Raw genomic sequence first — 12130 nt, forward strand, 5'->3', positions numbered from 1 at the left:
GTGATAGAGATAGACCAAGCAATAAGGTTTTGTGGCAACAGTATGAACAAAATTAATCGTGTAGCAATTGTTGGGGGAACACACGGAAATGAATTCACAGGAGTATACCTGATCAAAAAGTTTGAGCAGCAGTTAAACTTAGTTAAACGCCCTAGTTTTGAAACTCTAACATTATTGGGAAATCCCGAAGCTTTTAAAGAAAGCAGACGATATATTGATCGAGATTTAAATCGCAGCTTTTTCAGTCAAGATTTGCAGAATTCAACACTTACTGGTTATGAAGAAATGCGGGCAAAAGTTATTGAAAAAATGCTTGGACCCAAAGGCAAATCTCAGGTAGATGTAATTATAGATTTGCACAGTACAACTGCAAATATGGGGTTGAGTATCCTTTTAGGCGAACTGCATCCATTTACTTTACAATTAGCTGCTTATTTGACTTCAATTAATCCAGAGGTAAAAGTTTGTTATACGCAACTTAAGCAAGAAAGTAATTTACTTCGTTCTCTCTGCAATTTTGGTTTTGCGATTGAAGTCGGTCCAGTAGCTCAAGCTGTTTTGAACGCAGAATTATTTCAAAAAACAGAGGAACTTGTATACGCAGTTTTGGATTATCTAGAAAGAAGCAACCAAGGTATAATTGAAAATATAAATACCCCGCTGACAGTTTATCGATATGCTTCTGTTATTGATTTTCCCAGAAACGAGCATGGGGAAATTAAAGCGATGATTCACCCGCAACTTCAGTTTCAAGATTATCAAGCTCTTCATCCTGGTGATCCGATTTTTCTCACCTTTGATGGAAAGGCGATCGCCTATGATGGAACATCAACCGTTTATCCAATTTTTATCAACGAAGCGGCATACTATGAGAAAGGTATTGCTATGTGTTTAACCGAGAAACAACAGCTTGAAGTGATACCAACACTTAGTTCCGATTGAAGTAGCGGCTTTCATCAATTATAAATGTGACTGTGGCTTAATTTTCTTCAAGCACTGCCGTGAATATCTCACGGACTTCAGCTTCATCATCCCCAATCAAGATTCCCACACCGGCTAAGGATGGGATATCCGCAATTGGCATTTCTATGTCGATATTGCTACAGTAGATACAACTTGATAAAATACTTCTAGTTTACTACTATGAACAATCTTTCTAATCGCAATCCAGAGAACTTTGGTTCTGAAGCAGTTAATAACAACTTGTGGCAATATATTAAATCTCTGAATCCAGAAATGGTTGCCCAACTATCCAAGCCTACATCACCAGAAGTACTTCAAGCAATTGAACGCACCGTTGTTAGCATGTTGGGTGGCTTACCTTCAGAAGACTTCGATATCGAAATTACCACTAGTCGTCAACACTTGGGTATGTTGTTAGGATCTGCCATGCTTAATGGTTACTTCTTACATAACGTACAGCAACGCTTGGAATTTGAAAAGTCATTGCAGTTAACAGAAGTTGATTCACCAGACACTGTTTAATCTGTATGTTAAAAGCGTTTAATTAGGGTGCGCTCAGATTTTCTGAAGTACACCCTAATTACTAATTAATAGTAATAAAAATACAATAACCGTTGTAGATACGTTTTTTTCGTAACGTCTCCACAATATATAGCAATCCTAAATAAAAGCGTGAAAATTAGCGCTGTTCAGATTCCCGACTTCTTTAAGAAGTCGGGAATCTAACTTTTCACGCTGTCCAGAACATCGCGGACTTAGTTCGTAGAGCCAGCAGTTTCCAGTCTGTTCGCGTAGCGTGCGCTCGGCGCAGGGCTTAAAATTAAGATGGAGTGTTTACCACTTAACTCATGAAACGCATTGTTTTGATTGCTGGATTTGAATCGTTCAACGCTGATTTATACAGAAAAGCAGCTTCAAAAGCTAACTTACGCTGTGGTGAGTTGGATATTCGCGTATTTAGCGATCGCGATATTACCACCAAACGCACCGAGGTGGAAGCAGCACTTCATAACGCAGATGTGTTTTTTGGCAGCTTACTATTTGATTATGACGAAGTTTTGTGGTTGCGCGATCGCGTTTCTCAAATTCCCATCCGTTTGGTGTTCGAGTCAGCTTTAGAATTGATGAGTTTAACTAAATTGGGTGATTTTGCTATTGGTGATAGACCCAAAGGAATGCCAAAACCAGTTAAATTCATCCTTGATAAGTTTAGCAATGGACGAGAAGAAGACAAACTTGCAGGTTACATCAGCTTCTTAAAAATTGGTCCCAAACTTCTCAAATTTGTGCCAGTGCAAAAAGTCCAAGACTTACGCAACTGGTTAATTATCTATGGTTACTGGAATGCTGGTGGGGCAGAAAACGTAGCCGCATTATTTTGGATATTAGCAGAAAAATATTTAGATTTAAAAATAGGCGAAATTCCTCCACCCATCGAAACTCCTAATATGGGATTGCTTCATCCCGATTATCAAGGGTTTTTTGAATCTCCGCAAGAATATTTAAAGTGGTATGAGGAGAGGTTAAAAGGGAAAAAGTCCCAATTCCCTATGCCCCATGCCCCATGCCCCATGCCCCATTCCCCAGTTATTGGAATTTTACTTTATCGCAAACACGTTATTACAAAACAACCTTATATTCCGCAATTAATTCGTAGTTTTGAAGAAGCTGGTTTGATACCTTTACCCATTTTTATTAATGGTGTTGAAGGACATGTTGCTGTGCGCGATTGGATGACCAGCGACTATGAAACGCAGCAACGAAATAATGGTAATATTCAAACACCTTCCCTGTCCAACGAAGCAGTAAAAGTGGATGCGATCCTATCTACAATTGGCTTTCCTTTGGTGGGTGGTCCTGCTGGTTCAATGGAAGCAGGACGCCAAACGCAAATTGCGGTAAAAATCCTTGCTGCCAAGAATGTACCTTACATCGTCGCTGCACCATTGCTAATTCAAGATATTTACTCTTGGACACGTCAAGGTATTGGAGGCTTGCAAAGTGTCGTATTATATGCATTGCCAGAACTAGACGGCGCTATTGATACAATTCCTCTCGGTGGGTTGGTGGGAGAGCAAATTTATCTTGTTCCCGAACGAGTGCAGAGATTGATTGCGAGAGTGAAAAGCTGGGTTGCGTTGCGTCGAAAACCTGCATCAGAGAGGAAAATAGCGATTATTTTGTATGGTTTTCCACCTGGGTACGGTGCAACAGGAACAGCTGCATTATTAAATGTACCGCGATCGCTTCTCAATTTTCTCCAGGCACTGCAAAATCAAGGTTATGCTGTGGGCAATTTGCCTGTAGATGGGGAAGAATTGATTCGTCAGGTGAAAGACGCGGACGAAGAGATAGGAACCGCAGATAAACGCAGATTAACGCAGATGGATATCAGCGTTCATTCGCGTTCATCTGCGGTTAATACTGTCAACGCGAAAACTCTCGAAAAATGGTTGGGATATCTCAGCACATCTCGCATCGAAAAACAATGGAAATCTCTTACGGGTACGGGAATTAAAACTTCCGGTGATGAGTTTCATATTGGCGGCATTCAGTTAGGAAATATTTGGATTGGTGTACAACCACCTTTAGGTATACAAGGTGATCCGATGCGGTTAATGTTTGAACGAGATTTAACGCCGCATCCTCAATATGCAGCTTTCTACAAATGGCTGCAAAATGAGTTTCAAGCTGATGCTGTGGTGCATTTTGGAATGCACGGTACTGTGGAATGGTTGCCTGGTACGCCGTTAGGAAATACGGGTTATTCTTGGTCGGATATTTTGTTAGGAAATTTGCCGAATCTATATATATATGCGGCGAATAATCCTTCTGAATCAATTTTGGCGAAGCGTCGCGGTTATGGTGTGTTAATTTCTCACAATGTACCTCCTTATGGACGTGCGGGTTTGTATAAGGAGTTAATTTCTTTGCGGGATTTGATTGCGGAGTATCGTGAAGATTCGGAAAAGAATTATGCTTTGAAGGAAGTGATTTGTAAGAAGGTTGTTGATACTGGTTTAGATGCAGATTGTCCGTTTGATGATGCGAAACGTTTGGGGATTTCGTTTAGTCCGGAGAATGTGCGGCTGTTTAGTGGACATGCTTTTAATGATTATTTGGTTAAGTTGTATGAGTATTTGCAAGTGTTAGAATCTCGGCTTTTTTCTTCCGGTTTGCATATTTTGGGGGAAGCGCCGAATGATGAGGAGATGAGGGGGTATTTGGAGGCTTATTTTGGAGAAAACGAACCGCAGAGGCGCAGAGAACGCAGAGAGGAGGAGGAGGAAATTAGAGGTTTGTTGATGCAATCTACGGATGAGTTGACGAATCTTTTAAGGGGCTTAAATGGTGAGTATATTATGCCTGCGCCTGGTGGTGATTTGTTGCGGGATGGTTCTGGTGTGTTGCCTACGGGGAGAAATATTCATGCTTTAGATCCTTATAGAATGCCTTCTGCTGGTGCTTATGAAAGGGGGAGGGAGATAGGTAAAAAAATTATTTCCCAGCATTTAGATGAGTATGGTAAATATCCGGAAACTGTGGCGGTGATGTTATGGGGTTTGGATGCAATTAAGACGAAGGGGGAGTCTTTAGGTATTCTTTTGGAGTTGGTGGGGGCTGAACCTGTGAAGGAGGGGACAGGACGCATTGTTCGTTATCAATTAAAGCCTTTGGCTGAGGTTGGACATCCCAGAATTGATGTTTTGGCAAATTTATCTGGTATTTTTCGTGATAGTTTTGTCAACATTATTGAGTTGTTGGATGATTTGTTTCAAAGAGCGGCTGATGCGGATGAATCTGAAGATAAGAATTTTATTAGAAAACATGCTTTAGTTTTGAAAGCACAAGGTATTGAAAATGCTTCTGCGAGATTATTTTCTAATCCGGCTGGTGATTTTGGTTCGTTGGTAAATGATAGAGTTGTTGATGGGAATTGGGAATCTGGCGAAGAGTTGGGGGATACTTGGCAAGGTCGCAATGTTTTCAGTTACGGTAGACAGGATAAGGGTCAAGCTAGACCAGAAGTATTAATGGAGTTGTTAAAAACAAGCGATCGCATTGTTCAAGAAATCGATTCGGTAGAATACGGTTTGACTGATATTCAAGAATATTACGCTAATACTGGCGGTTTGAAAAAGGCAGCAGAAAAGCAAAGTAAGAAGAAGGTTACAACCAGCTTTGTAGAAAGTTTCTCGAAAGATACTACACCCCGCAATCTCGATGATTTACTGCGGATGGAGTATCGCAGCAAGTTGCTAAATCCTAAATGGGCAGAAGCAATGGCAAATCAAGGTTCTGGTGGTGCGTTTGAAATTTCCCAACGCATGACGGCTTTGATTGGTTGGGGTGGTACTGCGGATTTTACGGATGATTGGGTATACGACCAAGCCGCAGATACTTACGCATTAGATGCAGAGATGGCGGAAAGATTGCGAAAGTCGAATCCAGAAGCTTTCCGCAATATTATCGGGAGAATGTTAGAAGCTTCAGGACGCGGTTTTTGGAATGCTGATACAGATAAGTTGGATAAATTGCGTGAGTTATATGAGTTGACAGATGAGGAAATTGAAGGTGTAACAATTTCAGCATAGACCGCAGTCTAGCCAAAGTGAAAATTGCCCTTCTTCAGATCCCCGACTTCGTAAGAGAAGTCGGGGATCTTGTTTTTAGGACTGCTATAGAAAAAATATCATAATTTATGAGGCAAACTATCTTTATCCTTTCAACAGGACTTGACGACGACTAGCCCACCAAGCAAATCCAGCACCAGTCACAAACATTAGCAGACCATAAATTGCCCCAGGAATAGCCATTGTGGGAGTATTCAGCAGCGTCGGAGTAGAAGCGATCGCGATCGCTAGAGTTCCATTTTGAATTCCTACTTCTACTGTAATTGCCGTAACGCTTTTTTCTCCTAATCGGGTTAAAGTAGCGATCGCAAAACCTAAAGCCATTGCAACCACATTCAAAACCAGAGTTGCCAAGCCCACATCTATTACGTAAGAAACAAAATTATTCCGTTCTCGCAGCAGCACTCCAGTAATTACCACCGCCAGGAAAAATAAAGACAGCCACTTTACAGCTTTATCTGCCTTGTCTGCCAATCCAGGTGCATACCGCTTGGCTGTCATCCCAATTGCTATAGGTAGAAGTGTAATCACCGCAATCTGCAAAACAGTGTTTAAGAAAGGTAACTGTAGCGTTGTTCCTTCCCCCAAAAATCTCTGCATTGACAAATTTACTACCAGAGGAATCGTAAAAACCGTAATGAAACTACTAATAGCTGTTAGCGTCACAGAAAGAGCAACATCACCCCCAGCCAAAAACGTAATCATATTAGAAGTAGCGCCACCGGGACAGGCTGCTAAAATCATCACACCTACTGCTAATTGTGGGTCAAGGGGAAATACTGACGCAATGCCAAAGCCCACAATCGGCAACACGATCAACTGCGCCACTAAGCCAATCACCACCGCTTTGGGATAGATTACAACTCGCTTGAAGTCCTCTAGAGTCAAGGTTAACCCCATGCCCAACATGATAATAAATAGAGCTAGGGGCAGAAAAACAGCCGTCAGAAAATTTGCTTCCATCCTTAACCCGTGTTGGTAATAATAAAAGTCCCTCTGGATTGTACCGTGTTATCGTTAAAATTCTAGTTATTGCTTGTGACAACTCAAATTCTAAATTATACACTGAAGAAAATGTAAACTTTTATGATTTTGTAGGCGATCGCACAGCTTTTATTTCCTCGCATATTTACTGTATTAAATGTTGCTAACAATTAACAATCGCTCAAATAACTAGTTTTCAGTAATTGCAACAACTTACATTTTGATAACTATATCGTTATAACAGCAATAAGTGTTTAAATACTACTATTAAAAAAGTTATAAGATAAGGGTGCAAAAATGAAACTTTCACAGTTTGTAACATTCTACGAAGCTGGTAAATATGTCTATCAGCTATGGAACGAAATGCAGAATGATGGTAAAGAATATATCAGGGAGACATCCATAAAAAATAACAGTGGTCAGATATTAAAGGTTAAAGTTTGTTTTAACAGCGCTCGTCAACGCTATCTGCAAATTAACTTACCGTGGAATACGGAGCGAAAAATCCTCGCAGGGGTAGATAATTATCAACCGGGGGAATATTTAGCGATCACTCGTGATGAATGGCACATATTTTTTCTCCTTACCAATTTTCAGCATGATAGTGAGCTTTATGCTTATGCCCAGAAAATTGTCAATAGGTTGGTGGATAAAGCTAATAATAACGAAAATCAAAAGCGATCGCTTATATCACCTCCTACACAACTACACCAAGCTAAAAGTCAAGTAGCTTAAAGATTAAATATAAACTTTTTTGTGAGGTATCTGGCAATGGAAAATTCTTTTACTGCGGTATTTGAAAAAGTAGATGATTGGTATATTGGCTACATCCAAGAATTACCTGGTGCTAATGTTCAAGAGAAAACTTTGGAAGAAGCAAGGGAAAGTTGCACAGAAGCGATCGCACTAATCTTAATCTCGAATCGGCAACTTGCAGAACAACAAATTTCTGACAAAGAGGTTATCCGTGAAAAAATTACAGTCCAAATCTAGTCAAAAGACGTAAACTGATTCGTTTCTCCTTTGAAGGTGGAAAGCATACCATCTACTACAATCTATTAAATAATAGAACTTCGGCAATTCCAAGACATACTGAGATTGTTGATATTCTAGCTGTTAAGATTTGCAAAGATTTGGAAATTACTCCTCCTTAGTACAACATTGTACAAATTCGTAGCGAATCCTCTTAAAAAACTCTGCGTACCTCTGCGCTTTCCTCAGCGACCCTTTGCGTTAAAAAAGGCTATGATTTTACACAAAGCTGCACTCAGCAAGAATAGTAACTTGTAGGGACAGTTAACCCTCAAGTAACTGACGTGCAAAAGCGATCGCTTCTGCTGGGGTAGAAATTTTTCCTTCAACTTGCCCTACAGCGATTTCCATCAATAATTTGCCTAATAATGGCGAAGCAGGAATCCCCAATGCTATAATTAGCTCCTTCCCACTTAATAAGGGTGTGGGATGAGAAACCAGATCATCAGGGTTCAGGTAGCGGTCGATCAAGGGTGCGATCGCCTCTACCAAGATATTATGTCCCACAGCTAAAACTGCTGTAGCCGGGAATACAAAACCGGCTTCTTGAAAGAAAAAATACTGTTCTCGCAAAGACATGTGAGATAATTTTAATTGTGGGAACAGTTTTAAGGCGGTAGTTACACCTTTAATTTCCGCACGACTATAAGTTAGTTTTTGTAATTCAATTTCCGCAACTTCCACATCTGGGTTGACAAGACAAGCGAGTTTGGCAATACTCAACCAAGTACTTTTAACAGTATCTCTGACATACTCTTGCAATTTTACGCCTAATTGCTGCCAATTTTCTGCTAATTTCACTGCTGAGTCGTCAACTGCTGTTAGTTTAGCAAAACTTTCTGATGTGGCGAACTTGAAAAAAGGTGCAAGTAAATTATCTTCCCAAGCACGAGTTATCCAAGGTGTTCCTTGAGAACTCAAAAGCAAATAATTGATTTCTACCCGAACTCGTTCTGCGGCAACTTCAGTTATATGTGAAGCTAGAGAGCGAATTGCTGTCTGGGTATCTGTCTCAATAGTAAACCCAAGTTGCGCCGCTTGGCGATAAGCTCGCATTAATCGCAAAGGATCGTCTTGCAGATTGGCAGGTGATATCATCTTCATCATACGCCGTTCTAAATCAGCACAACCTTGCAGAGGATCGATAATTTCTTGCGTGTGCGGATTGTAGGCGATCGCATTTACTGTAAAATCTCTTCTATGCAAGTCAGTTTCTATAGATTCCCCCGACTGTTGGGCAAAATCAACCGTAGCTTCGGGAAACACCACACGGGCAATTTGTCTTTGGGGATCGAGTAACACAAAACCAGCTTTGTAATGCTTTGCGATTTTTCGCGCTACCTTGACCGCATCACATGGTAAAACAAAATCCAGATCCAAATACTCGCGTGTAGAGACGCGAAATTTCTCGCGTGTAGAGACTTCGTATTTCGCGTCTCTACATAATATAGCATCGCGCACAGCACCGCCTACCATGTAAGCTGTTTTTGGCAACAATTCCAGGCTAAAAGGATAATCGAAAGATAGGTTAGAAGAATTTGCATCATACATTGTAATAAAAATCAATCCAGCAACTAATGAATTACGATTTGGCTTAAGCTAGATTAACAATAAAGCCAAACTGTATCGTGGTTCTATTATGTGTATTTGTGTCAACTGTCACTATGTAGACCGCTGCATCACCTACAATGCAGTAGAAACGCAACATGAACAAGCTCACTTGACCCAAACCCCAGATTTTGATCCCAATGAACCCTCTATCAACGTTAACATCCGTACCAAAGAGGATTATATTGAAATGGAATGGGATGTTGTTGGTTGTCTCAGCTTTAAGCAAGAAACAGGTAAATGGTCTAAGTTGCGTCCAGGTGAATTGGTGCCAACTTGATAAGTAGTAACGCAATTTATTGCGTTGTCATGACGCAATGAATTGCGTCACTACCAATTATGTATGCTTTAATAAATGTCGTAAATTTAAAATCGCTTGACCACTGAGTTAAAAATCGAACACAAAAAATACGCTTTATCGCTACATACCACCACACCTGAATTGGGTTTGGCAATGAGTAACTTTGCTGGAGATACACGTTCTGACGTTTGGAATTTAGAACGTAACGTATCTAGCTTGTTGCATCAATATTTAATTAATTTTATTAAACCGCAAACTTGGGCAGATTTGGCGTTTATTGCCGTAGCGAAGGGACCTGGTGGATTTACGGGTACTCGTATCGGGGTTGTGACTGCGAGGACATTAGGACAACAATTGAATATTCCGGTGTTTGCTATTTCCACATTAGCAGCGATCGCCTGGTCAAACAAAGACCCAAACCACAATATAATTGCTGTGCAAATGCCAGCACAACGAGGTCAAGTTTTTGCAGCTATTTATCAACATATGCCTGATGCTTCTGGTTTAATACCTTTGTTGCCTGATACCGTATTTACACCAGAAGCGTGGCAAGAAAAATTAGCTTCAAATACAACTTATCAATTAATCGAAGCCAAATCTGGGTTAGCAGCTACCGTAAAGTGCGTGTTGGAACTCGCATATCTCGACTGGCAACAAGGCAAGCGTCCCCATTGGTCAGAGGCTTTACCTTATTATGGGCAACATCCGGTCGATTTATGAAAAAGAGGGGGAAAGGGGAGAGGGGAAGGGGAAAGGGGAAAGGGAAGGAGTTATTTAAAATCAGTAAAAATGCTTGAAATCACTCTTTACCTTTTCCCTTTACCCCTCTAAAAAAAGCCCTTTACGAGCCGTGAAGCGTAAAGCCCCCGTCTTTTAAGCGGGGGATATAAGCGAACGAGCCAAATTTATTTGGCTTTAAAAACAGTTTGTCTGTTTTTAAGATAAACTAAAATAATGCTCAACCTAACGTATACCTACCGCTTAAAACTAACGCAATTGCAATCCCAAACTTATGAGGCATGGTTAGAAACCTCTCGTAGAGTCTGGAACTTTGCGTTGGCAGAAAGAAAGGATTGGTATAATTCAAGGTCATGCAGAATAAATGCTTGTAGTCTAAAAAGTGAGTACATAATTTCGTCCGATGCGCCCCGACCTACGTTCGCATCTCAATGCAAAGCCTTAACGATAGCCAGAAAAATTAATCCCGATCTTAATGCAGCGCATTCTCAAATGCTGCAACAGGTATTGAGGCGATTAGAAAAAGCATTCATTGGGATGTGGGAGTCAGGAAAAGGCTTTCCCCGGTTCAAAAAACAAGGGAGAATGCGCTCTTTATTGTTTCCACAGTTAGGGGTTAATCCTCTTCTTGGAAGCAAGGTTAAACTTCCTGGCATTGGCTGGGTAAAAATGCAATTATCCCGACCTATCCCAGATGGATTTGTAGCAAAACAAGCTCAAGTGATAAGGAAAGCTTCGGGGTGGTATGTGATGCTCACGTTGCAAGCTGACGTTGATGTCCCAAGTTTTGCGCCACACGGTCAAGCCGTTGGTATTGATATTGGATTAAAGAGTTTCTTGGCAACTTCGACGGGAGAGCAAATCGCTAGACCTAGATTTTTTGTCGATCTCCAACGCAAGCTGAAATTGCTGCAACGCATGGTAAGTCACAAAAAATTAGGGTCAAATAATTGGCGGAAGGCTCAAAGTAGAGTTGCCAGATTGTATGAATACATTCACGACACGCGCAAGGATTTTCATTTCAAGCTAGCGCATAAGTTATGTAATCAAGCCGGGACGATATTCGTTGAAGACTTAAACTTCAAGCCTTGGGCTAAAGGTATGTTTTCTAAACATACATTAGACGCTGGGTTTGGAGAATTCTTTTCAATACTAGAGTGGGTGTGTTGGAAACGCGGGGTTTATTTGGCTAAAGTCAATCCCAATGGAACTAGCCAAACCTGCCCCAACTGCAACCACCACACTGGAAAGAAAGATTTAAGCGAGCGGATACATCATTGTAGTGAATGTGGATTCCAGACAGATAGAGACGTTGCCGCCGCTATGGTGGTGATGCAACGTGGACTTGCAGCCGTAGGGCATACGGTCAAGATGCTTGGCGAGGGGTTAAACAATAGTTCCCCATTGACCCAAGAATCCCCCCTTTTATAAAGGGGGGAGTGTCAACCTATTTACATCACCTGCATCTTGAGGTTATGACATTAAAGTTAACCACATAATTTCAGTATGTGGTTAATGATCAAAAACGCTGAGAACCGACAACGCAGCGAATAACCCATTAATTAAGAAGTATGAACAACGCTTTAGATACTATGTATCAGTTAGCATGGCATTTACCTGTATATTCAACAACGATAGCTCAAACCGTTAAAGATCCTGATATTATCGGTCAAATGCAAACAGCTTTTAACCACTTTATCCAAACAGGTCAGGTATGGGCACTATTGATTGGGTTGGTCATTGGCTATATGATCCGGAATCTAACTAGCTACGGTTAAATGAGGGACAAGGAGACAAGGGGGATAAGGGGGACAAGGGAGATAAGGGAGATAAGGGAGATAAGAAGAATAATTTTTCTTTCCCCCATCCC

Annotated in this window: 11 protein-coding genes; 9 read left to right on the forward strand and 2 right to left on the reverse strand. The window is 40.9% G+C overall.

Annotated features, from left to right (window positions below):
- The first annotated feature begins 42 nt into the window (after positions 1-42).
- The 3 genes from TOL9009_RS0105715 (at position 43) to bchH (ending at position 5558) form a co-directional block, all read left to right on the forward strand.
- Complete coding sequence (locus tag TOL9009_RS0105715; protein WP_029631754.1) at positions 43-942, forward strand: aspartoacylase; 900 nt, start codon at positions 43-45, stop codon at positions 940-942.
- 201 nt (positions 943-1143) lie between these two features.
- Positions 1144-1485 (forward strand): DUF760 domain-containing protein, encoded by a 342-nt coding sequence (locus TOL9009_RS0105725; protein WP_029631756.1) that lies wholly within the window; start codon positions 1144-1146, stop codon positions 1483-1485.
- Between the two features lie 326 nt (positions 1486-1811).
- Positions 1812-5558 carry a magnesium chelatase subunit H gene (bchH, locus tag TOL9009_RS0105730; protein WP_029631758.1) on the forward strand — a complete coding sequence of 1249 codons (3747 nt, stop codon included), beginning with the start codon at positions 1812-1814 and terminating at the stop codon, positions 5556-5558.
- 123 nt (positions 5559-5681) lie between these two features.
- Here bchH and TOL9009_RS0105735 read toward each other — a convergent pair whose 3' ends face one another.
- Positions 5682-6560: a bile acid:sodium symporter family protein gene (locus tag TOL9009_RS0105735; RefSeq protein WP_029631760.1), complete on the reverse strand. Its 879-nt coding sequence runs from the start codon at positions 6558-6560 to the stop codon at positions 5682-5684.
- A gap of 318 nt (positions 6561-6878) precedes the next feature.
- Here TOL9009_RS0105735 and TOL9009_RS0105740 point away from each other — a divergent pair, with 318 nt between their 5' ends.
- Entirely contained in the window at positions 6879-7316 is a 438-nt protein-coding gene (locus TOL9009_RS0105740) for a hypothetical protein (protein ID WP_029631762.1), read from the forward strand.
- A 36-nt stretch (positions 7317-7352) separates the two neighbouring features.
- Positions 7353-7574 carry a type II toxin-antitoxin system HicB family antitoxin gene (locus TOL9009_RS0105745; protein ID WP_029631763.1) on the forward strand — a complete coding sequence of 74 codons (222 nt, stop codon included), beginning with the start codon at positions 7353-7355 and terminating at the stop codon, positions 7572-7574.
- Between the two features lie 303 nt (positions 7575-7877).
- Here the strand turns inward: TOL9009_RS0105745 and TOL9009_RS0105750 are convergent, their stop codons facing one another.
- A complete protein-coding gene (locus TOL9009_RS0105750) occupies positions 7878-9164 on the reverse strand; it encodes a tRNA nucleotidyltransferase/poly(A) polymerase family protein (protein ID WP_029631765.1) in 1287 nt (428 codons plus the stop codon).
- Positions 9165-9252: 88 nt separating this feature from the next.
- Between TOL9009_RS0105750 and TOL9009_RS0105755 the strand changes: the two genes are divergently transcribed.
- The 4 genes from TOL9009_RS0105755 to TOL9009_RS0105775 all read left to right on the forward strand — a co-directional run bounded on the left by TOL9009_RS0105755 (position 9253) and on the right by TOL9009_RS0105775 (position 12038).
- Positions 9253-9501 carry a Ycf34 family protein gene (locus TOL9009_RS0105755; protein WP_029631767.1) on the forward strand — a complete coding sequence of 83 codons (249 nt, stop codon included), beginning with the start codon at positions 9253-9255 and terminating at the stop codon, positions 9499-9501.
- 96 nt (positions 9502-9597) lie between these two features.
- Positions 9598-10242, forward strand: coding sequence for a tRNA (adenosine(37)-N6)-threonylcarbamoyltransferase complex dimerization subunit type 1 TsaB (gene tsaB / locus TOL9009_RS0105760; RefSeq protein ID WP_029631769.1), 645 nt, complete (start codon positions 9598-9600; stop codon positions 10240-10242).
- A 234-nt stretch (positions 10243-10476) separates the two neighbouring features.
- Positions 10477-11691: an RNA-guided endonuclease InsQ/TnpB family protein gene (locus TOL9009_RS0105770; protein ID WP_029631771.1), complete on the forward strand. Its 1215-nt coding sequence runs from the start codon at positions 10477-10479 to the stop codon at positions 11689-11691.
- Between the two features lie 161 nt (positions 11692-11852).
- On the forward strand, positions 11853-12038 hold the full coding sequence (locus tag TOL9009_RS0105775) for a hypothetical protein (protein WP_084763336.1): 186 nt from the start codon (positions 11853-11855) through the stop codon (positions 12036-12038).
- Positions 12039-12130 lie beyond the last annotated feature (92 nt).

Source organism: [Scytonema hofmanni] UTEX 2349 (assembly GCF_000582685.1).
Lineage (GTDB): Bacteria > Cyanobacteriota > Cyanobacteriia > Cyanobacteriales > Nostocaceae > Hassallia > Hassallia hofmanni.

Coding starts and splice junctions, on each gene's coding strand:
- TOL9009_RS0105775 (WP_084763336.1), top strand. CDS start 11,853: ATGTATCAGTTAGCATGGCATTTACCTGTATATTCAACAACGATAGCT.
- TOL9009_RS0105740 (WP_029631762.1), top strand. CDS start 6,879: ATGAAACTTTCACAGTTTGTAACATTCTACGAAGCTGGTAAATATGTC.
- bchH (WP_029631758.1), top strand. CDS start 1,812: ATGAAACGCATTGTTTTGATTGCTGGATTTGAATCGTTCAACGCTGAT.
- TOL9009_RS0105725 (WP_029631756.1), top strand. CDS start 1,144: ATGAACAATCTTTCTAATCGCAATCCAGAGAACTTTGGTTCTGAAGCA.
- TOL9009_RS0105750 (WP_029631765.1), bottom strand. CDS start 9,164: ATGTATGATGCAAATTCTTCTAACCTATCTTTCGATTATCCTTTTAGC.
- TOL9009_RS0105770 (WP_029631771.1), top strand. CDS start 10,477: ATGCTCAACCTAACGTATACCTACCGCTTAAAACTAACGCAATTGCAA.
- TOL9009_RS0105715 (WP_029631754.1), top strand. CDS start 43: ATGAACAAAATTAATCGTGTAGCAATTGTTGGGGGAACACACGGAAAT.
- TOL9009_RS0105745 (WP_029631763.1), top strand. CDS start 7,353: ATGGAAAATTCTTTTACTGCGGTATTTGAAAAAGTAGATGATTGGTAT.
- TOL9009_RS0105755 (WP_029631767.1), top strand. CDS start 9,253: ATGTGTATTTGTGTCAACTGTCACTATGTAGACCGCTGCATCACCTAC.
- TOL9009_RS0105735 (WP_029631760.1), bottom strand. CDS start 6,560: ATGGAAGCAAATTTTCTGACGGCTGTTTTTCTGCCCCTAGCTCTATTT.